The organism is Halopiger xanaduensis SH-6, from assembly GCF_000217715.1.
GTDB lineage: Archaea > Halobacteriota > Halobacteria > Halobacteriales > Natrialbaceae > Halopiger > Halopiger xanaduensis.
The window spans coordinates 1,755,811-1,775,372 of the sequence record NC_015666.1 but is presented as its reverse complement, the minus strand read 5'-3'; the positions used below and the strand labels follow the sequence as shown (position 1 = coordinate 1,775,372).

Annotated in this window: 18 protein-coding genes; 11 read left to right on the top strand and 7 right to left on the bottom strand. The window is 67.5% G+C overall.

What is annotated here, in order from left to right; all coding sequences use genetic code 11:
• The first annotated feature begins 43 nt into the window (after window positions 1-43).
• From HALXA_RS08650 to HALXA_RS08640, 3 genes are all read left to right on the top strand, one after another.
• On the top strand, window positions 44-1,741 hold the full coding sequence (locus HALXA_RS08650) for a methyl-accepting chemotaxis protein (protein ID WP_013879957.1): 1,698 nt from the start codon (window positions 44-46) through the stop codon (window positions 1,739-1,741).
• A complete protein-coding gene (locus tag HALXA_RS08645) occupies window positions 1,738-2,469 on the top strand; it encodes a bacteriorhodopsin (RefSeq protein WP_013879956.1) in 732 nt (243 codons plus the stop codon). Before HALXA_RS08650 ends, HALXA_RS08645 begins: the two co-directional genes overlap by 4 nt.
• Window positions 2,470-2,641: 172 nt before the next feature.
• Window positions 2,642-3,376, top strand: a complete 735-nt coding sequence (locus HALXA_RS08640; protein ID WP_013879955.1) for an MBL fold metallo-hydrolase — start codon at window positions 2,642-2,644, stop codon at window positions 3,374-3,376.
• Between the two features lie 74 nt (window positions 3,377-3,450).
• Here the strand turns inward: HALXA_RS08640 and HALXA_RS08635 are convergent, their stop codons facing one another.
• Window positions 3,451-4,404, bottom strand: a complete 954-nt coding sequence (locus HALXA_RS08635; protein WP_013879954.1) for a formyltransferase family protein — start codon at window positions 4,402-4,404, stop codon at window positions 3,451-3,453.
• A gap of 356 nt (window positions 4,405-4,760) precedes the next feature.
• Here HALXA_RS08635 and HALXA_RS08630 point away from each other — a divergent pair, with 356 nt between their 5' ends.
• On the top strand, window positions 4,761-7,898 hold the full coding sequence (locus tag HALXA_RS08630; protein WP_013879953.1) for an efflux RND transporter permease subunit: 3,138 nt from the start codon (window positions 4,761-4,763) through the stop codon (window positions 7,896-7,898).
• Complete coding sequence (locus tag HALXA_RS08625) at window positions 7,895-8,656, top strand: TrmB family transcriptional regulator (RefSeq protein ID WP_013879952.1); 762 nt, start codon at window positions 7,895-7,897, stop codon at window positions 8,654-8,656. Before HALXA_RS08630 ends, HALXA_RS08625 begins: the two co-directional genes overlap by 4 nt.
• Window positions 8,657-8,710: 54 nt before the next feature.
• Here the strand turns inward: HALXA_RS08625 and HALXA_RS08620 are convergent, their stop codons facing one another.
• Both HALXA_RS08620 and HALXA_RS08615 read right to left on the bottom strand, forming a co-directional pair.
• The gene (locus HALXA_RS08620; protein WP_013879951.1) at window positions 8,711-9,022 is read right to left on the bottom strand and encodes a hypothetical protein; all 312 of its coding nucleotides are present in this window, start codon (window positions 9,020-9,022) and stop codon (window positions 8,711-8,713) included.
• A gap of 108 nt (window positions 9,023-9,130) precedes the next feature.
• Window positions 9,131-10,198: an mRNA surveillance protein pelota gene (locus HALXA_RS08615; RefSeq protein WP_013879950.1), complete on the bottom strand. Its 1,068-nt coding sequence runs from the start codon at window positions 10,196-10,198 to the stop codon at window positions 9,131-9,133.
• A gap of 144 nt (window positions 10,199-10,342) precedes the next feature.
• Here HALXA_RS08615 and HALXA_RS08610 point away from each other — a divergent pair, with 144 nt between their 5' ends.
• Together HALXA_RS08610 and HALXA_RS08605 are read left to right on the top strand one after the other, a co-directional pair.
• Window positions 10,343-10,897, top strand: a complete 555-nt coding sequence (locus HALXA_RS08610; RefSeq protein ID WP_013879949.1) for a hypothetical protein — start codon at window positions 10,343-10,345, stop codon at window positions 10,895-10,897.
• 144 nt (window positions 10,898-11,041) lie between these two features.
• A complete protein-coding gene (locus HALXA_RS08605) occupies window positions 11,042-12,322 on the top strand; it encodes an MFS transporter (RefSeq protein WP_013879948.1) in 1,281 nt (426 codons plus the stop codon).
• Window positions 12,323-12,353: 31 nt separating this feature from the next.
• On the opposite strand, the gene HALXA_RS08600 is transcribed toward HALXA_RS08605, so the two are convergent.
• The 3 genes from HALXA_RS08600 to rqcH all read right to left on the bottom strand — a co-directional run bounded on the left by HALXA_RS08600 (window position 12,354) and on the right by rqcH (window position 15,439).
• On the bottom strand, window positions 12,354-12,617 hold the full coding sequence (locus HALXA_RS08600) for a hypothetical protein (protein ID WP_013879947.1): 264 nt from the start codon (window positions 12,615-12,617) through the stop codon (window positions 12,354-12,356).
• A gap of 65 nt (window positions 12,618-12,682) precedes the next feature.
• On the bottom strand, window positions 12,683-13,018 hold the full coding sequence (locus tag HALXA_RS08595; protein ID WP_049895266.1) for a hypothetical protein: 336 nt from the start codon (window positions 13,016-13,018) through the stop codon (window positions 12,683-12,685).
• Between the two features lie 264 nt (window positions 13,019-13,282).
• The gene (gene rqcH / locus HALXA_RS08590) at window positions 13,283-15,439 is read right to left on the bottom strand and encodes a ribosome rescue protein RqcH (protein WP_013879946.1); all 2,157 of its coding nucleotides are present in this window, start codon (window positions 15,437-15,439) and stop codon (window positions 13,283-13,285) included.
• 262 nt (window positions 15,440-15,701) lie between these two features.
• Between rqcH and HALXA_RS08585 the strand changes: the two genes are divergently transcribed.
• A complete protein-coding gene (locus HALXA_RS08585) occupies window positions 15,702-16,355 on the top strand; it encodes a hypothetical protein (protein WP_013879945.1) in 654 nt (217 codons plus the stop codon).
• A 133-nt stretch (window positions 16,356-16,488) separates the two neighbouring features.
• Here the strand turns inward: HALXA_RS08585 and HALXA_RS08580 are convergent, their stop codons facing one another.
• The gene (locus tag HALXA_RS08580) at window positions 16,489-16,887 is read right to left on the bottom strand and encodes a hypothetical protein (RefSeq protein WP_013879944.1); all 399 of its coding nucleotides are present in this window, start codon (window positions 16,885-16,887) and stop codon (window positions 16,489-16,491) included.
• Between the two features lie 127 nt (window positions 16,888-17,014).
• Here HALXA_RS08580 and HALXA_RS08575 point away from each other — a divergent pair, with 127 nt between their 5' ends.
• From HALXA_RS08575 to HALXA_RS08565, 3 genes are all read left to right on the top strand, one after another.
• Complete coding sequence (locus HALXA_RS08575) at window positions 17,015-17,845, top strand: ZIP family metal transporter (RefSeq protein WP_013879943.1); 831 nt, start codon at window positions 17,015-17,017, stop codon at window positions 17,843-17,845.
• Between the two features lie 100 nt (window positions 17,846-17,945).
• Entirely contained in the window at window positions 17,946-18,611 is a 666-nt protein-coding gene (locus tag HALXA_RS08570; protein WP_013879942.1) for a lactate utilization protein, read from the top strand.
• An 83-nt stretch (window positions 18,612-18,694) separates the two neighbouring features.
• Entirely contained in the window at window positions 18,695-19,480 is a 786-nt protein-coding gene (locus HALXA_RS08565; protein WP_013879941.1) for an HpcH/HpaI aldolase family protein, read from the top strand.
• Window positions 19,481-19,562 lie beyond the last annotated feature (82 nt).

The window sequence follows — 19,562 nt, the reverse complement described above, 5'->3', positions numbered from 1 at the left end:
CGTGGCCACCACCCTTAACCCAGCCTGACAGTCACGATATGCCATGAATGTAGCACAGACGGTGGTACCGACCCGCGCTCGCCGGAGTTACACGGCGAAACTCGGCGCGATCTTCGCGCTGGTGATCGCGGTGACGCTGGCCTTCGGCGGGGCGGCGTACCTCGAGGTCGCGGCGGCGCTCGAAAGCGGTGACGCGGCGGCCGTCGGCGAGGCTGCGACGTCGGCGATCCTTGGCTTGCTCGTGTTGACGGTGATCAACCTCGGCCTGGTCGCGGCGACGGTCGGCGGCAACACGGCGGCGGCGCTGTCCTCGCTGTCCGCCCGCGCGACTCGCATGGGAGAAGGCGATCTCGACGTCGACCTCTCGACGCGTCGGGAGGACGAGATCGGCGACCTCTACGAGTCGTTCGACGAGATGCGAACCTCGCTGCGGGAGTCGCTCGAGGAGACCGAAGCCGCGAAGGAGGAAGCCGAACGGGAGCGCGAACGCGCCGAGCAGGCCCTCGAGGAGGCGGAGGAGGCCCGGTCGGACGCCGAACGCGAGCGCGAACGGCTCGCCGCAGTCAACGCCGAGCTCGAGGCTGAAGCGGAACGGTTCGGCGAGGTGATGGCCCGCTGCGCCGACGGCGACCTGACACAGCGCCTCGAGGTCGAGGGCGACGGCGAGACCGAAGCGATGGAATCGATCGCGACCTCGTTCAACGAGATGATGGACGGGATCGAGTCGCTGGTCGGCCGCATTCAGGGCTTCGCGACGGACGTCTCCGACGCGAGTCGGGACGTGCGGGCGAACGCCGAATCCGTCATGGACGCCAGCGAGGACGTCAGCGACACCATTGCAGAGATTTCGGAGGGAGCCGACACCCAGACCGAAAAGATGCGGGAGATCGCGGCCGAGATGGACGACATCTCCGCGACGACCGAGGAAATGGCCGCCAGCGCGGCCCAGGTCGCGGCGACTTCGCACGAGGCGGCCCGGGCTAGCGAGAACGGCCTCGAGACCGCCGAGGCGGCGATCGCGGCGATGAACGAGGTCGAGGCCCAGACCGACGCCTCGGTCGCAGCGATCGAGACGCTCCACGAGGAGATTCAGGAGGTCGGCGAGATCACCGAGATCATCGCCGACATCGCCGAGCAGACGAACCTGCTCGCGCTCAACGCTTCGATTGAGGCTGCCCACGCCAACGACGAGGGCGACGGGTTCGCCGTCGTCGCGAGCGAGGTCAAGAGCCTCGCCGAGGAGACGAAGGAAGCGACGACGGAGATCGAAGATTCCATCGAGTGGATCCAAGGACAGACCCGGACAACCGTCGACGACATCCGCGAGACGAGCGACCGCATCTCCAACGGCGTCGAGACCGTCGAGGAGACGGTCGACTCCCTGGAGGTGATCGTCGAGTCCGTCGAAGAGGCCAACACCGGCATCCAGCAGATCAACGAGTCGACGGACACGCAGGCCGAGTCGACCGAGCAGGTCGCGAGCATGATCGACGACGTGGCCGAGATTTCCGAGACGACCGCCGCGGAGGCCAGCGGCGTCGCGGACGCCGCCCGGTCGCAGTCGACCGCCGCCCGCGAGGTCTTCGGCCGGGTCGAGGACCTCTCCGACGGCGCCGGGACGCTGCTCGAGCTGCTGCAGGACACGCGGGTCTCGAGCGCGGGAGCGAACGCCGATGTCGGTTCCGGAGGCGGTCGCGGTGCCGGCGCCGGTGCGGCCCCGAACCCGGGTGAGGGCGTATGATCGAGCCGACGCTCGTCTTCTGGCTCGGCGCCCTCGGGATGGCCGCGGGGACCGTCGCGTTCGCCTGGGGCGGGCGGTCCGCGGCCGCCGAGTCCCGGCAGTACTACACGGTGCTCGGCGCGATCAGCCTGATCGCGACGGCCGCCTACGTGACGATGGCGATGGGCTACGGCTGGCTCTCGGTCGACGGCCGGACGGTCTTCGCGCCGCGGTACGTCGACTGGATCCTGACGACGCCGCTGTTGCTCCTCTACCTCGGCTGGCTCGCCGACATCAACCGGAGCCGGCTCGGGCTCGTCGTCGGCGTCAACACGCTCGTCATGGCCGGCGGCTTCGCGGGAGCGCTGCTGACCGGGCCGGTCCGGTTCGCGCTGTTCGGTGTCGCTGCGGTCGCGTACGTCGGACTGCTGTACCTGATCCTGCAGCCGATGACCGCCCGCGCGAACGAGCAGGCCGACGCCATCCGGTCGCTGTTCACCGGCCTTCGGAACCTCACGGTCATCCTCTGGTCCGTCTACCCGGTGATCTGGTTGCTCGGTACCGCCGGCTTCGGTCTGCTAACCCTCCCGGTCGACGTCATGCTCACGACCTACCTCGACCTGCTCACCAAGGTCGGGTTCGGCCTGATCGCGCTCAACGCCGGCGCCGCGCTCGAGGCCGAGTACGGAGCGTCGATCGCCGACAACGAACCGACGGACGACGCTGACGCGGCCGCTCCGTCGGCGTAACGCGGCGAGAGTTGAACCGATCGCGGTCCGGGGCAGCCGTCTTCTCGCTTTTTGTGACGGAAATACGATGCAAACGCTCGAGTGACGGCGACGTTGGCGGCCGGAAATCCGACGCCAGCGGCCGATTCGGGCCAGCGCAACCCTTTTGCCCGGGCCGGGCGCACGCTCTCGCATGCGCGTCACCTTTCTCGGGACCGGAAGCGCGATGCCGACGGGCGAGCGCTTCCAGACCGGTATTCTCGTGCAGGACGACGGCCGAACGCTGCTGGTCGACTGCGGTTCCGGCGTCCTCCACCGGCTCCAGCAGTCCGGCGTCGGCTACGAGAACGTCTCGACGGTCCTCCTGACGCACCACCACCTCGACCACATCAGCGACCTCATGCCGCTCGTGAAGGCCCGCTGGCTCGCCGGCGAAGAGCACCTCGAGATCGTCGGCCCACAGGGGACGAAAGGGCTGGTCGACGACCTGCTGTCGGTCCACGACTACCTCGAGGGGCGGATCGACCTGCGGATTCGGGAGGTCCACGAGGGCGAGTTTTCGGTCGCCGGCTTCGACGTTGCGGCCTACGAAACGCGTCACTCGGTGCCCTGTCTGGCCTACCGGTTCGACGATCGATTCACCTTCAGCGGCGACAGCGAAGCCTTCGGCGGACTGGCGAACTTCGCCGAGGAGTCGGCGATCCTGGCCCACGACTGCTCGTTTCCGGACGACGTCGACGTCTCGAACCACCCGACACCCGAGACGCTCGGGAAGGCGCTTTCGGGCCGCGACATCGGCCGCGTCTACCTCACGCATTGCTATCCGCACACCGACGGCCGCCACGAGGAGATGCTCGAGTCGATCGGCGCCCACTACGACGGCGACGTGCGGTTCGCTGAAGACCTCACGACGGTTTCCATCGAGTAACGGATCGAGCGGACGAGCGGGCGAGCGGACGAGCGGGCGGATAGGTCGATCCGTACCTCGACGGCCTCGAGTCCCTACCCGTGGGGATCGCTCGATTCGGCGACGCCGTCGCGCTCGTCCGCATCGCGTCGCGTCCCGTCCGAATCGTCGGTCGGACGGCGGCGCCGGTACTGCCGCCGAACCCGACCGCGGAGGTTTCGGGTCAGGATCCGGCCGGCAAACCGGAGCGTTCGACGCTGATCGCGCGAGTAAAAGTCGCCCAGTTGCTTGTCGGGGACGCTCGTCGGTTCGAACGCCGGATCGCGCAGGTTCTCGATCCCTTCGGCGAGGAGATCGATCTGGAGGGTCGCCGTGCGGTCGAACACGTCCCACAGCGTGTGACAGTCCTCGATCGTCGTTTCGCCGAACGCGACGATCTCGCCGCCGTCGATGGACTCGTCCAGTCGCTGTAACGTGACCCCGGCGGTCGACCGGCCGTCGCGGAAGATCGCCGGCGGCCCCAGTCCGCGGTAGCGGCGGATGTCGGCCGGGTGGAAGCTCACGACGCCGTGGGACGGGGCCTCGAGAATCGCCCCGCGGATCAGCCCGAATCCGAACCGGATCACGACGTCGCACTCCCGGGCGATCCGGGTGACGAGCGAATCGGGGAATTCGGCCCAGGCGCCGTCCACTCGCGGGGTACACCGAACGTGCGCGGCGCCGGCGAGGGGGTCGACGTCCTCGAGCGCGCGGCGGTGCCAGAGCGTCGCGTCGTCGCCGGCGATGCGGCCGAGATTGCGCTCAGCGAGGACGAGCGTCCACGCCCGTTCGCGTCGCACCAGCCCGAGAAACTGCGCGAGATCCTCGAGGCCGATCCGATCGCGGCTGTTCCACGAGTCGATCTCGGGGTCCACGTTGCGGGCGTTGCTCACGACCAGCGAGAGCTCGACGTCGGTCTCGGCCAGCAGGTTCCTGACGGCGCGGACCTGCCACCGGTGGAGGTACGGCTCGGTCAAGAGACCGACCGTTTCCGGTTCGGGCGGTGACATATCGTTCGTTGGTTCGATCACCGCCTTTAGTCACACTCATCGTTTCAGCCGGCGTGCGTCGAAAATCACCAACCGGCGCCGATCAGAGCCGTCGAACGGTACGAACGTCGTACACGGCTATAATCCGTAGCTACGATTCGAAGCCCGATCGAACGCGCCGCTCGGACGGACGAACGGTGCGCTCGCTGTCACGATCGGGGCGGCGATCGGCCGGCGCGTCTCAATCGTCGTGACTGTCTCGAAAGTGTAAATAAGCAAACACGTATAAGCGGCCGCATTTTGTAGGATCGTAACAACAGCATGGTCCGCCAACGCATCGACAGTGAAGACCGAAGCAGTCCGACGGAGGCGATCGCATGAGCGTGCCGGAGCGACTCGCCGACGTCATCACGTCTCGTTCTCGCCTCGTACTCGTCGTCCTGCTCGTGACGACCGCGCTCGTCGGCGCCGGCATGCCGATGGTCGACGACGACTCCTCGCTCGATCAGTTCGAGAGCGAATCCGACGAAGCGCAAGCCTTGGAGCGCATCGACGGCAACTTCACGAGCGAGCAACAGGAGAACACGACGAGCGTCCAGGTGATCGCGAGAGGTGATCGAACCGACGAGAACGTCCTCGCGAAGGAGTCGCTGATCGACTCCCTCGAGTTCCAGCAGGAGATCCGGACCAACGAGTCGATCAACGAAACGCTCGTCGACGAGAACCCGATCACCGGGGTCGAGAACCTGGTCGCCATTACGGCGATCACCGACGAGCGAGTCGCCGCCCTCGAGAACCGAAGCGCCGAACTCGAGGCCCGCAGCGCGGAGTTGAACGAGACGAGCGCGCGGCTCGAGGAGGGCCTCAACGAGACGGTCGCGTTACAGCGCGAACGCGAGCAGATCGAAGCGACCTACAACGAGAGCGACCCCGAATACGAGCAGCGACCGAGCGACGAAGACTTCGCGGCCGTCGTCGAGAACGCGACGCAGGGGCTCGACGACGGGCAGGCTGCAGAGTACGAGGAGTACGTCGGCCAACTCCGCGAGATCGAGTCGCAGCTGTTCGAGATCGAGCAGGACGCCGACGATCCGGAGTCGGTCCCCGAATACGAGGAGCTCCAGCAACAGCGCGAGGATATCTACGCCGGCGCGACGATGGGCGTCCTCGAGGACGAGTACGACGCGCTTGAGGACGACTCCGAACGACTCGAGGAAGACTGGGCGGCGCTCGAGGAGGACGACGAGCAGCCGTCGCTGGACGAGCAGATCGAGGCGCTCGAGGAACTCGACGGCGAGGAGTTCGACGACGCCGTCGAGCGGACGCTCTCTGACGGCGACGACGGGGAGAGCTTCGCGATCGGGCTGATGCCCAGCGAGTACGAACCGGGGAGCACCGAAGCCGACGCCCGGATGACGTCGATCACCCAGTCGACCGCCGGCGCGGACTCGGCCGGCGCGGAGGAGATGGGCGCGATCGACGACCGGACCGTCGAGAGTCAACTCGAGATTCGGAATCTCGCGAACGCCCAGGACGGCGACTACGTCGTCTTCGGCGGCGGGATCGTCACCGACGAAATCGACCGTTCGATGGGCGACAGCCTCGCGATCGTCGGCCCGCTCGCGATGCTGTTCGTCGTCGTCGCCCTGCTGGTCGCCTACCGCGACCTGCTCGATATCATCCTCGGCGTGGTCGGTATCGCGGTCGTCCTCGTCTGGACGTTCGGCTTCATGGGCTGGGCCGGGATCGCGTTCAACCAGATGTTCGTCGCGGTGCCCGTCCTGCTGATCGGGCTCTCGATCGACTACGCGATTCACGTGTTCATGCGACACAGGGAGCAACGCGACGAGGCAGGAGCCACTGGCTCCGGCAGCGTCCGCGAGTCGATGACGATCGCGCTCGGCGGCGTCGGCGTCGCCCTCGTCTGGGTCACCGCGACGACCGTCATCGGCTTCCTCTCGAACCTCGTCAGCCCGATCGGCCCCATCCGCGAGTTCGGAATCGTCAGCTCCGTCGGCATCGTCGCCGCGCTGATCGTCTTCGGCGCCCTGATCCCCGCCGCCAAGGTCGAGATCGACGAGTTCCTCGAGGGGCGCGGGTACGATCGCCGCAAGCGCGCGTTCGGGACCGGCGGCGGCCGCTTTAGCGAACTCCTGACGGTCGGCTCGACGGCTGCCCGGAAGCTGCCTGCCATCCTGCTCGTGCTCGTCCTGTTGCTCTCGGCCGGCGGCGTCTACGGCGCGACGCAGGTCGACACCAGCTTCGAGCAGGAGGACTTCCTCGCGGAGGATCCGCCGGCCTGGACCGAGCGGCTGCCGGGCGGGTTGAGCCCCGGCGAGTACCAGGCCAAGGCGGACATGGACTTCGTCAACCAGCACTTCCAGCGCGGGGACAGCCAGGCTCAGATCCTCGCCGAAGGCGACGTCGACGATCCGGCGGCGCTCGAGCGGATCGACGCGGCCCGCGACGACGCCGCGGACAGCGACGTCGCCTACCAGCTGGCGACCGGCGAGGCGGACGTGCAGGATCCGCTGTCGACGATGGAGCGAGTCGCCGCACAGAACGAGTCGTTCAACGAGTCGTTCGACGCGGCCGACACCGACGACGACGGCGTGCCCGACGAGAACGTCACGGCGCTGTACGACCAGCTGTTCGAGGTCGACGAGGACGCCGCCAGTCAGGTCATTTCCCGGACCGACGGCGGCGACGGCTCCGAGTACGACGCCGCCCGGCTGGTCATCGGGGTTCAGGGCGACGCGAGCCCCGGCGATACGACCGACGAGATGCGCGACATCGCCGCCTCGATCGAGGACGGCGCGGACGTGACCGCCGTCGCGACCGGCGATCCGATCGTCAGCTACATCGTCGAACAGGACCTGCTCGACACCGTCCTCGAGAGCCTGCTGATCACGCTCGTGGCCGTCTTCGCCTTCCTCACGGTCGCCTACTGGCTGACGGGCAACAGCGCCTCGCTGGGGATCGTGACCCTGCTGCCGGTCGCGTTCTCGGTCAGCTGGATCCTCGGCACGATGTACCTCATCGGCATGCCCTTTAACGTGCTGACGGGGATGATCACGAGCCTGACTATCGGGCTCGGCGTCGCCTACAGCATCCACGTCAGCGCGCGCTACTCGCTCGAGTTGGAGCGGCAGGGCAACGTCTGGTCGGCGCTCCGAACGACCGTCACCGGCACCGGCGGCGCCCTGCTGGGTAGCGCGGCGACGACCGTCGGCGGGTTCGGCACGCTCGCATTCGCAATCTTGCCGGCGCTCCAGCAGTTCGGCATCATCACGGCGCTGACGATCACGTACGCGTTCCTCGCGAGCGTGGTCGTCCTGCCGTCCCTGCTGGTGCTGTGGACGCGGTACCTCGGCCCCGACGTTTCCTTCGATCCGTCGGGTTCGAGCGGGCCGGCGCCGGCGGCAAGCGACGGGGGCACGCCGGCGTCGACGATCGACGACGGAGCCGGACACCGCGACGGCGACGGTGACGGTCGCGGAGGTGACGGCGGATGACCGACGACGAAAACGCAGCGGTCGACGCCTTCGAGGGACTCGGGCTGACCAGCTACGAGGCCAAGGTGTTCATCGCGCTCCACCGACTCGGCGCGGGGACCGCCCGCGACGTCGCCGACATCACCGACGTCCCCCGCTCGCAGGTCTACAGCGTCGCCGACAGCTTGGAGGATCGGGGCCTGCTCGAGGTCCAGCAGTCGAACCCGATCCGCTACCGGCCGGTCAGCGTCGACGAGGCGCGGGAACTCCTCCGCGAGCAGTTCGAGCGCGAGCAGGACCGGGCCTTCGAGTACGTCGAATCGGTCAGGGACGACGCCGCCGGCGAGGAGACCCAGGAGGACATCTGGACGGTGCGGGGCCGCGACCGGATCGACGACCGCGTCGTCGACCTCTGCTCGCAAGCTGAGAAGCGGATCGTCTTCGGCACGCGGCTCCCGGAACTCGTCACCGACGCGATCGGGCGGACGCTCGAGGACCGGGCAACGGCCGGCGTGACGGTGGTGACGATGAGCCAGATCGAGGCGGTCCAGACGGCGTTCGACTCGCTCGAGGACGTGGCGGTAGAATCGCCGTTCATGCGCCGGACGGACGACCAGCGGTCGGGACGGATCGTGCTCGTCGACGACGATAGCATCCTGTTGAGCGTGATCGACGACGACGGGAGCGAGACGGCGATCTGGAGTTCGGAGTCGCTGTTCGCGTCGGTGTTGATTCAGCTCATCGAGGCGAACCTCGAGGCCGACGTGCAGCGGGCCTGACGCGGCTCGCCGGTCACCAGCGACCTGCCAGTCTCGATCACCTCCCCGTTGCGGTCAGCGAACGCTTCGAATCGCCCGAATATTGTGGACGACGACGCCGATCCCGACGCCGAGAATCGCCGCCGGAACGAGCGGGCGAAAGCGGTCGTCCGGGAGCAGCAGGAAAACGCCGTAAAACGCGAGCAGGACGCCCACCTTGAACAGTCCGAATTGCAGCGCCGACGGCTGCTCGCCGAAGATCGCTCGAGTGAGCGGCTGTCCCTCCTCGAGGCCGTCCGTTCGAGTGCCGACGACCGTCGTGACCAGATCGCCGACGCCGTAGAAGAGAACGGCGAGCAGCCACAGCACGAGAACGAGGGTACTCACGGTCGCGCGTTTTGAACAGGAGTGAACAGCATCCTATACGTTTCGACCCGCACCGACTCGAGGCGGAGCCGGCTCACTCGAGTCGATACCGAAGCGACGCGGCGGTCCTCACTCGAGCCGGTACCGCAACAGCGCGGCGATCCCGCCGAGATTCGACAGCTGCTGGCCCGGCGGGAACTCGCTCGAGAAGACGGTGACCTCGCCGCCCTTCTGCTCGGTGGTGCGGACGAGCTGGTCGACGTCGATGTTCCACTCGCCCTCGGGGCCGCGCTCCTTCCGGAGCCGATCGTCCAGAATCAGGAGCCGATCGATCGCGCCGTAGTCGGCGGCCTTCCGGACCTCTTCGGGACCGTAGGCCGCCTTCGCGCCCTGGGCCATGCGCTCGGTGAGTTCGTCGATGTACTCGGCCTCGCTCTCGATGCGGGTTTCCTGCTGGACGTCCGCGACGGCGCCGCGCTTGAGGACTTCGTGGACGCCCCGATCGCCGACGGCGGCCGTGTCGACCATCGTGATCTTCTCGGCGACCTCGGGCTCGTTGTTCTCGATGTATTTCAGCGCGTCCTGTTTCGTAAAGCCCGGACCGGCGAGGATGATCGCGTCGGCGTCCTGGCGCTTCAGGACGTCTCCGAGTTCTGAAAAGAGTTCGTCGCGTCCGCGGGCGTACTCGCCTTTCCCGGTCGTGCCCGTGATCGTCGCCCGCTCCTCGGTGCCGTACTGGGCGACCGTGTGGACGTGGGCCTGGCCCTCCTCGACCGTGGCGATGGCGACGTCCGGGTTCTCGGTGGCCTCCTCGGCCTCCTCGAGGCGGGCCTCCTGGTCCGGTTTGAACCGCTTCTCGATGGAGAGTTCGTCCCGCTCCTCGACGTTCAGCGTGTGGTGGAAGCCTAACTGATCCTCCCGCGAGCAGGCGACGATCTCGCCGCCAACGCGGAGGCGGTTGGCGAACTTGTGGAACTCGATGTCGTCGACGGCGATGGCGACCCACATGTGCTCGCGCTCGCCGCCCGTATCCCGCATCTGGTCGTCGTTGCGCTGGATGCGCCGGGTCGTATCGCCCGCGACGCGGTCGCCGGGCTCGAGGACGTACTGCAAATGCCAGAGGTCGTCGACGCTCTCGGGGACGACCGTCACCCGTTCGCGCCCGCCCTCGATCTGCTCCCGGTCTTTGATCTGCATGCGCGTGGCTTCACGCGGCGGTGATAAGTGGGCTGCGATCCCTCGACCGCGAGGGCGCTCGAGGATCGGGTTCGTCGGCGACGACGCGGTGGGGTTGCCACTGTTAGGGACGATCCGTATCCCCATTGCGAACCAATATCATACATGAAGCTCGCACACGTAACGCTGCTCGAGGACTTCGGAACCCGCTCGCTCGCGACCCACGGACTCATGGCCATCGCGTTCGTGAACGCGATTCTCGCGGGACTGGTCGTCGGCGGAGAGCTGGGACGGATCTCGTTCGTCGCACTGCTCAACGTCACCGCGGGCCTGTGGATCGCCCACTCGCTCCACTCGCTCGGAAACGTCGCGACCGACGACGAGTACGAGGGTATCCTGAACGAGCTGCTGGACACCGACGACGAATTCAGTCAGGGACTCGCGACCGGCCGGTTCGGTCGCCTCCTCGTGCTCATCGCGGCCGTCACGGCGGTCTCGCTGTTGACTTCGGCACAGGTTCTCTCGGGAACCGTCTTCCAAATCGCCGTCGTCGGCGTCGGCAGCATCGCGGTCGTGACCGCGATCATCGGCTTCCTGATCGCCCTCGGCGCGTCCCACGACGCGAGCCAGCAGCAGTGGCGCGACCGCATCGACGAGAACCCGACGCAGGACTCGAGCGACGCCGCCAACGACGGCGGCGCCGTGGACGGGGCGTCGTAATCCAGGTCCGGATACCGCCCGGATCACGGTTGTCAGCGGTCGGTATCGCTTCGCGCTCGAGAACCGCGACCGGATATCACAAATCGAGAGATTCAACTCCGTACCGTAGAGACCGGTAGTCGTGTCTCTACGAATGGATCCGGGATGGACGTCGCCGGCAGTCGGAAGCACGCGAGCGGAGCGGTCGAAGCGACGGACGGTTTGCCGCCTCGACTCGTCGCGCCGATGATCGGCACGCGACTGCCGGAACCGTCGGGCCGGCTCGGCGTGTTCGGGACGATCTGCGTGTTCTCGTTTCTGGTGAACACCGGTCGGATCGCGTTCGCGCCGCTGGTCGATTTCTTCATCCAGTCCGGCGTCGCGCCGGCGACGGCGGGGCTGGCGGCGACGGCCGTCTGGGTCGGCAGCGCGCTCTCCCGGCTGCCGACGGGCTATCTCCTGACGCGGATCAGCCGGCACCGCGCTCTTCTCGGAATGGGGCTCTTCCTCAGCGTCACGTCCGCGCTGACCGCGCTCTCGCCAGGCATCTGGTTCACCATCGCCGGCGCCTTGCTCGTTGGCCTCGCGACGGGCATCTTCTTTATCGCCGCGAATCCACTCGTGAGCGAACTCTTCCCCGAGCGGGTCGGCCTCGCGGTCGGGGTCCGCGGGATGTTCTCCCAGATCGCCGCCGTCACGGCGCCGATACTGGTCTCGGTCGCGATCGTCCGCGGCTCGTGGCGGCTCGTCTTCGGCGCGCTCGCCGTCCTCGCGTTTCTGCTCACCGTGGCCTTCCTGTTCGCCGTCCGGCGCGCCGAGATGCCGAACGCCGGCGCTGACGACCGTGACTTCCTCGCCGCGATCCGCGCGCAGTGGCGGCTGATCGCCGTCGGCATCGTCTTCGTCGGCTTCACCGGCTTCGTCTGGCAGGGCGTGTTCAACTTCTACGTCACGTACCTCGGCGCCGCGAAGGGGATCCCCTCCGAGACTGGAACGACCCTGCTGACGGTGCTGTTCGCCGCCGGCGTCCCGTCGTTCGTCATCGCCGGCCGCCTCGCGGATCGGTTCTCCTATCTCCCCGTACTGCTCGCGACGCTCGTCGGGTTCGTCGCCTGCCTCGCCGCCGTCACCGTCGTCGAGGGGCTCGTCGCGATCGCCGCCGTCACGGTCGCGATGGGACTGATCATCCACTGTCTCTTCCCGGTGGCCGACGCCTACCTGCTCGACTCGCTGCCCGACGAGAACCGCGCCAGCGCCTACGCGGGTTTCAGCGCGACGATGATGCTCATTCAGGCGACCGGCAGCGTCGCCGTCGGCGCCTTCGCTCAGGCTGGCCTCGGTTACACGGCAGTCTTCCGCGGCTACGTGTTCTTCGTCGCCGCCATCGCCGTCGCCATGGCCGTCCTCGCCCGCGCCGGCCGACTCCCGCGGGGCGGCTACGCCTGATCCTCGAGCGAGTCGAACACCCTCGCGGCTGTCAGTCTCCGAGCTTCTGGAGTTTGTCCTTGGCCTTGTCGACGGCCGTATCGAATGTGTCCTCGAGTTCCTCTACTGAGCGCTCGACGTAGTAGACGCGATTGTGCGGTACTCGCCGGACGATATCGTTCCCCTCGTCGTCGATATCGTAAGCGAACAGCCAGTGATCCTGGAAGTACGCGATGTGGTCGTTGTCGACGTCGACCTCCTCGACGTCGCCGTCCGACGTTTCGTAGACGATCGTTGCGGTTCCGAGTTCCGGCATAGCGGACGGTCACCGCCGGGGGCCGTGTACGCTGCCCATGGCGCTGCCGGGGGCGGTTTCGCCGACTACGTGCTCGAGGCGCCGTCCGTTTCGGTTCCCTCGCCGGCGTTCGCGCGGGGCTCGTCCGGCTGACCCTGCACCGCGTTCGCGTCCGCGTCGGAGTCGGAGTCGGATTCGGATTCGGCTCCGGATTCGCCGGCAACCGATCGGTCGCGGCCGATCGGCGTCTCGTCGTCCTGCAGGACGGTGTTGTGCGGGCCGAACGCGAGGTACACCATGACGGCTATAAACACGACCAGCGCGAAGACGATCGCAGCGGCGATCCCGAGCGTCGTCGTATCGCTCTGCAGCGGCCCGGCTACCAGTGCGATGCTGCCGATCGACGAAGCTAGAGCGATCACACCCGTCCTATCGGCCCCGCCGTTATGAGGGTTGTTCCGAAGCTAATCGGTGTTCGACAGGGGGGCTCGAGTCGCGCGAGTAATCGCGGGTTTCGGCCGCCGGTGGGGCGCGAACCGACGCGATCAAACGAGTCGTATATATACCACGTGTGGATTCGATCGCGATTCGATTTCAGCGACCGAGCCGAATCGGACTCGAGTCTCGCGCCACTCTCGGGTGCGAAATCGACGTCGAGGGCCGGATCCGTTCCGAACGCAGCGAGGCTACTCCTCGGCGATCCGACTTCCGCCCGGCGGCATGAAGTGCTGAATTCGGTCCGGACTCGCGATCTTGCGGACGAACGACTCGTCTTCGAACCGCTCGCGGAACCGCCGGTACATCCGCTTTGCCGCGTCGGCCTGGGCGTAGCGTCCGGGCTCGAGTTCGATCGTCGTCTCGGCCTGCCCCTCGATAGCCGACGGCGGGCCGCCGATGACGCGGGTGTAGGGTTCGCACTGGATCCCGACGGCCACGCCGACCGGCGTGTCGTCGTAGTAGGTCCGATCGCCGCGGATCGCGAACCCGCCCTTCTCGAGGTATTCGCCGCTCTCGGGCGTCTTGGTCACCTGATCCGAGTCGACGGCGTAGACGTCGCCGGCGTAGCGGCCGTCCTTCCAGACTGAGGAGTAGGAGACCGCGAACTGCGCGGCCTCCTCGATGCTCGAGTCGGGCAGTTCGATGTCGCTCGAGGACGCCTCGCTCGGATCCGTCGCCTTCAGCACGGTGACGGGGCCGCCGTGGGCCTGCGTGTGCAACACCTTGTCGCCGGGCTCGAGGTACTTCTTGACGATCTCCTCGTTCTGGTCGGCGTTGCGGCCGCCGATCACGAGGTAGTCGTCGCTGGTGTGGAACCAGCGGAACCGATCGTACCACGGCTCGTTCTCGCGGATCGGTACGGAGGGCATCGAGAGCCAGTCTTTGTCTTCCCCCTCGTCTTCGTCGTCCGCGTCGTCCTCGCCGGCGTCCTCCGCCTCCCACTGCTCGCGGCGGCGCTTGGCCTCCTCCAAGTCCTCGCGGGTGTCCTCGATGGCCGCGAGCGCGCCTTCCTTCTTCTCCTCGACGCGCTTGGCCTCGGTGTAGAGGCGGTCCGCGTTCTGCTCGACGCCCTGTCGGGCCTCGAGGTCGATCCGCTCGCCGTCGATATCGACGGTCACGATCCCCTCGCTGCCGTCGATGCCGACGACCGCCTCGGCGGCCTCGATACCGCGTTCCTTGCCCTCCTCGAAGCGCTCCTCGATCTCGTCCCAGGGACGGTCCTGTTCGCGGGCGTTCCGGATCGTCGAGAGGATGTCGTCGACGAGGCCGTACCGGGCGTACAGCAGTTCCGCCTTCTCGCGGAGTTGCTCGGCTTCCTGCTCGAAGCCCTCGATCGCCCCCTGCTGTTGCTCGATGATCCGCTCGTGTTTGGCGATCTCCTCCTCGAAGTCGGGCCGCTGTTCGGTGGGGTCCGGCTCCTCCTCGTCCTCGAGTTCGAGCCGGAAGAAGTAGTCGTCCAGCGCGGTCAAAAAGGAGTCGTAGGCTTCGCCGACCAACCCTTCGGCTTCGTGTTCCTCGAGCGGGAAGGGAGTAACGTCGATGACGCGCTCCTGAACATCGTCCTCGTCATCCCCGTTCCCGTCGTCGTCGTCCTCGCGCTCGAGGTACAGCCGCGGGTCGAAGTTCCCGTTCCGGATATCGAGCGCGAGTCGCTCGATTGCCTCGTAGATCCGGTCGTAGACGTCCTCGTCGGCCTCGGCGATGTCCATCGCCTTCTCGACGCCGGCGCGGGTACAGAGTTCCTCGGCGTAGAGGCCACCGAAGTTGAGCTGCGTCGCCAGCGTCCGGACGACGTCCGTGTCGGAGTCGTCCATCTCCCGGTAGAACGCGTCCCGCGAGACCGTCAGGGGGTTCGTCCGCGTGTCGGGGAACTCGTAGCGCGAGCCCGGGACGACGGTTCGCGATTTCAGGCGGACGGTCTCGAGGCAGTCGATCACCTCGTACTCGCCGTCGGTGACGGCGACGTTACCCTGCCCGAAGAGTTCGACGATGATCCGGGTGGTACCGTCGTCGCGCTCGAAGGTGAACTCGAGGATGCGGTCGAACTCGTACTGCTCGACGCCGGCGAAGTCCGCGCCCGAGAGCCGGTTGCGCAGCATCATCGCGAACTGCGGCGGCCGGCCGGGGGCGTCGGGTACTCGCTCGGGGGCGACCGTGTGGGCGCGCTTGACCTCGCCGACCTCGAAGATCAACTCGGTGCGGCCCCGATCGAAGTCCCGCATCTTCAGCCGGACGAGGTCGTCGCCGTAAAGATAGGCCTTGTCGACCTTCGCGCCCTCGTACGCGCCGAGTTCTTCGACGAGGGCGGCGAGATCGACGCTCGTAAGCTCCCGCTTCTGGTCCATACCGAAAGTGCCCGGCGCGGTCAAAAAGGCGTGTCGCTCCGCGTCTCGGGTCGACGGCGCCGAACCGGCGCGACCGAATCGCGATCGAGTCGGTGGATTTCGGCGGCCCGAGGTCGGAAAGCCTAATCCGAATCCGCCCGTTTCGGACAACTATGCACACGATCGTCGCCGAGACGAGCGGTCCGTCGACGCGAGCCCCGGACGCCCGGCGCTCGAATCGCCCCTCGAGTTCGACCGCAAGCCCACGGAGGTCGCTGAGACGATGAGCGCGCCGAACCAGCGCCCCTGGGCCGAAGTCCACCGAATCCCGTCGTTCCTCGAGCGCCTCGAGGAGGAGGGCGGCGTTCAGGTCCTCGAGTTCGTCGACGAACTTGTCGGCGAGGGCTCGCTCCCGATCGACCCCGAGGGCGTCGTCTACCACGACCGCGGAATCCGCGTGCCCGGCTACGACGCCACCTTCGTCCACGAGCCGACCGGCTCGCGGGGTCGGCCGGCGTTCAGCGTCGAGGTCGACTCCGTCGGCCCGCGGAACACGTGGGCCGTCTTCGACGCGACGGTGTCGTGGGACTTCTACCTCCTCATGACCCAGGGCGTGGCGGCGCTCGCCTGGGTGAGCGACGAAGAGTACCGCATCGAGGAGGCCGACCAGTTCGAGACGAAACACGACGCGCTGACCGCGGGCCGGTTCTCGTTCGGCGTCTTCCTCTACGGGCCCGAGGACTGGACCGAGCGGGCCGACCAACTCCGACAGACCGACTCGCCCGCGTACCTCCGCCGCGAGGACGGCTCGAACGTCGTCCCGTCCACGCAAAACGAGTTCTACCGGTTCGTCGACGCGACGCCGACCGAGTTCCGCACCAGCGGGAACGCCGATTCGTATCTCGGGCTGCTGGAACTCGAGTTGACGATCGATTGAGCGCCGATCCCATTCCCGCCTCGTACGCACCGATCACGGCCGCCTTCGCAGTCAGAGAGAAAGTGTCATCGCCGAACTGCTCGGAGTTACGGACGATCGCCAACCAGTCCCGAACTGTAACTGTGGCCGATCGCTACCGATCGTCGAATTGTTGTTCCCGCTCGAGTCGCTGACAGCCGATCACCAGCGAGTCGGGAAGCGCTACGGCGGACGACTGGATCGCCTCGAACACGGCCGCGACCTCCGCGAACCGGGGGCCGCGACTCGCGACGAGCGGATCGGCCTCCCACTCGACGAACTCGTAGTCCGCTAACAGCGGCAGGTGTCGATGGAGCAGGTCGCGCCGCAGGGGCTCCGGATCGGCGGGGACGTTCGGGTTGATCGCGCGCTCCGGCAGCGGCACCGATTCGTCCGGCGAAACGTCCGACAGCGAGATGACGATCTGTCGCCGCGGTTCGGCGGACGCGGCCTCGAATACCCGGTCCCAGTTCCGGATGACTCGCTTCCCGTTCTCGAAGCGTACGGACGACATGACCCTCGATTTCGCACGACCCGGCTAAACTATTTCGCCACCGATAATATTTTCGACCGGAATACGCCGGTCGAAACGACTGCCGAGAGCCGGCAAACGTTTGTCCGTCGGCTTCGAACGGCCAGATATGTCGTCGCTCGAGGAAGTTCTCGTCGTTTCGACGCTCGCCGGCTGCACGACCGGCATCGGCGCCTTGCCGCTGTTGCTCACCGATCGGATCAGCCACCGCGTCTACGACGGCTCGCTCGGCCTCGCGTCGGGAATCATGGTCGGCGCGGCCGTCTTCGCGCTCGTGCTCCCCGGCCTCGAGCTCGGCTCGCCGTTCGAAGTCGTCGCGGGACTCGTCGCCGGCGGCGGCTTCCTGCTCGCGAGCAACGCGCTCTTGCCGCACATCCACGTGCTCTTTCCCGGCGAGCAGGTCGAGGGGACGAAACTCCGCGATCCGGCCGGCGACCTCCCGACGCTGTCGGAGCGCGTCGAAACGGGTCCCGAAGACGGAGTCAGCGACGACCTCCGCCGGGCCGCGCTGGTCGGCGCCGCGATCACGATCCACAACGTCCCCGAGGGGCTGGCCGTCGGGATCGCCTTCGCCAGCGGCGAGGCCGCGCTGGGACTGGCCATCGCGACGGCGATCGCCGTCCAGAACGTCCCCGACGGGTTCGCGATGGCCGTTCCTTCGGTCCGAGCCGGCATCTCCGGCCCGCGGACCCTCCTGTACACGACGCTGTCGGGCGGCGTCCCGGAACCGATCGCCGCGGCCGTCGGCTTCGCGCTGGTCGCGTTCGTCTCGAACCTGTTCCCCGTCGCGGCCGGCTTCGCCGCCGGCGCGATGATCGCCGTCGTCTTCCGCGAGTTGGTCCCCTCGAGCCACGGTCACGGGCACGCCGATATCGCAACCGCAGCCTTCGTCGTCGGCTTCGCACTGATGCTGATCGTTGATACGGTGCTTGCAGTCTGATCGGCCGACGCAGTCGGCGCCAGTCCCGCCGTCCGGCGATGCGCCGTCGACGTATTCAGGCCCGCCGCTGATCCGCCTCGGCGGCAAATCGTCCGCGACGATGGCACCTGACTACTACACGAAGGACGATTTCGTCGACGACCTCGAGATCGATCCCGCCCGCTTCGACGACCGGCCGGACGAGGAAACGCTCGAGACCGTCGTCTCCAACGTCGAGGAGCGAAATATCGAGGTCCACGTCTTCGACGACGGAGACGCTGCTCGGGAGCACCTGACCGACCAGATCCCCGACGGCGCCGAGGTAATGGACGGCCACTCGACGACGCTCGAGGAGATCGGCTTCACCGACGTGCTGGCGGAGGCCGACGGCTTCGACTACGTCGGCAACGCCCTCGAGCAGATCGACGACGAGGACGAACGGTCGACCCGTCGCCGCGAGGCGACCACCGCCGACGTCTTCTTCGACGGCGCGAACGCGATCGCCGAGAGCGGCGAAATTCTCGGCGCGAACGCGCTGGGCAACGCCGTCGGCGCCTGGCCCTTCGGCGCCGAATCGCTCGTCCTCGTCGCGGGCACGAACAAGATCGAGTCCGACTGGGAGACCGCCGTCGAGCGCATCCGCGAGTACGCGCTCCCGCTCGAGGACGCCCGCGCGCAGGAGGTCTACGGACAGGGCAGCGTCGTCGGAAAGCTCGTCTCCATGGAGTACGAACGGGTTGACGACCGCACGCAGCTCGTACTGATCGACGACGATCTCGGATTCTGACGCCGCCCGCCGGAGTCGCGGGAGCCGCTGCCCGCGTTTCCGCCACCGGTGACCTTTTCTCGCCGATCGGCCAACGATTCGGCATGACCTTCGTCTCGAAGCTCCGGGCTCGAGAGCCGCTCGTCGGCACCTGGGTCGCCCTGAGCGATCCGGCGATCGCCGAAATTAGCGCGCAGCTCGCGTTCGACGCGGTGATGATCGACGCCGAGCACTCCACGAACTCGATCGAGACGGTGACGGAGATGGCCCGCGCGGTCGACGCCGCAGACGCCGATACCGACACCGATCCCGGGGCGATCGTCCGCCTCTCGGAGAACGATCCGACGGAGATCAAGCGAACCCTCGACGCCGGCGTCGACGGCGTGATGGCGCCGATGATCGACTCCCCCGAGGACGCGCGGGCGCTGGTCGAGGCGACCCGCTACCCGCCCGAGGGCGTCCGCGGCGTCGGCTACGGCCGCGGCACCGAGTACGGGGAGGCGTTCCCCGAGCACCTCGAGCGGGCCAACGACGAAACGCTCGCGCTCGCGCAAATCGAGACCGAATCGGGGTTCGAGAACGTCGAGGAAATCGCCGCCGTCGACGGCCTCGACGGACTGTTCGTCGGCCCCGCAGACCTCTCGGCCGCGCTCGACCTGTTCGGCGAGACGGACGGCGACGAGTTCCTCGAGGCGGTCGACCGCGTGCTCGAGGCGGGCCACGCGGTCGACAAGCCGGTCGCGACGCTCGCGTTCGAAGAGGACGAGATCGAGCGGTGGGTCGACCGCGGCTTCGACTTCGTGTTGGCCGGCGTCGACATCGATTACCTGCAGCGGGGCGGCCGGCGCGCGAAGGCGGCGTTCGAGGACGCGGTCGGTCAGTCAGAATAGCGATTCGCCTCGAGCGTAACGCGATCGGCTGTCCGCCGTCCCGCCGATGGGTCCGAGGCAGTATGGGGTCCTCCCTGCTCCT

What these genes read in the sequence shown, in the direction of transcription:
- HALXA_RS08650 (WP_013879957.1), top strand. Translation starts at nt 44, where the DNA reads ATGAATGTAGCACAGACGGTGGTACCGACCCGCGCTCGCCGGAGTTAC.
- HALXA_RS08645 (WP_013879956.1), top strand. Translation starts at nt 1,738, where the DNA reads ATGATCGAGCCGACGCTCGTCTTCTGGCTCGGCGCCCTCGGGATGGCC.
- HALXA_RS08640 (WP_013879955.1), top strand. Translation starts at nt 2,642, where the DNA reads ATGCGCGTCACCTTTCTCGGGACCGGAAGCGCGATGCCGACGGGCGAG.
- HALXA_RS08635 (WP_013879954.1), bottom strand. Translation starts at nt 4,404, where the DNA reads ATGTCACCGCCCGAACCGGAAACGGTCGGTCTCTTGACCGAGCCGTAC.
- HALXA_RS08630 (WP_013879953.1), top strand. Translation starts at nt 4,761, where the DNA reads ATGAGCGTGCCGGAGCGACTCGCCGACGTCATCACGTCTCGTTCTCGC.
- HALXA_RS08625 (WP_013879952.1), top strand. Translation starts at nt 7,895, where the DNA reads ATGACCGACGACGAAAACGCAGCGGTCGACGCCTTCGAGGGACTCGGG.
- HALXA_RS08615 (WP_013879950.1), bottom strand. Translation starts at nt 10,198, where the DNA reads ATGCAGATCAAAGACCGGGAGCAGATCGAGGGCGGGCGCGAACGGGTG.
- HALXA_RS08610 (WP_013879949.1), top strand. Translation starts at nt 10,343, where the DNA reads ATGAAGCTCGCACACGTAACGCTGCTCGAGGACTTCGGAACCCGCTCG.
- HALXA_RS08605 (WP_013879948.1), top strand. Translation starts at nt 11,042, where the DNA reads ATGGACGTCGCCGGCAGTCGGAAGCACGCGAGCGGAGCGGTCGAAGCG.
- HALXA_RS08600 (WP_013879947.1), bottom strand. Translation starts at nt 12,617, where the DNA reads ATGCCGGAACTCGGAACCGCAACGATCGTCTACGAAACGTCGGACGGC.
- rqcH (WP_013879946.1), bottom strand. Translation starts at nt 15,439, where the DNA reads ATGGACCAGAAGCGGGAGCTTACGAGCGTCGATCTCGCCGCCCTCGTC.
- HALXA_RS08585 (WP_013879945.1), top strand. Translation starts at nt 15,702, where the DNA reads ATGAGCGCGCCGAACCAGCGCCCCTGGGCCGAAGTCCACCGAATCCCG.
- HALXA_RS08580 (WP_013879944.1), bottom strand. Translation starts at nt 16,887, where the DNA reads ATGTCGTCCGTACGCTTCGAGAACGGGAAGCGAGTCATCCGGAACTGG.
- HALXA_RS08575 (WP_013879943.1), top strand. Translation starts at nt 17,015, where the DNA reads ATGTCGTCGCTCGAGGAAGTTCTCGTCGTTTCGACGCTCGCCGGCTGC.
- HALXA_RS08570 (WP_013879942.1), top strand. Translation starts at nt 17,946, where the DNA reads ATGGCACCTGACTACTACACGAAGGACGATTTCGTCGACGACCTCGAG.
- HALXA_RS08565 (WP_013879941.1), top strand. Translation starts at nt 18,695, where the DNA reads ATGACCTTCGTCTCGAAGCTCCGGGCTCGAGAGCCGCTCGTCGGCACC.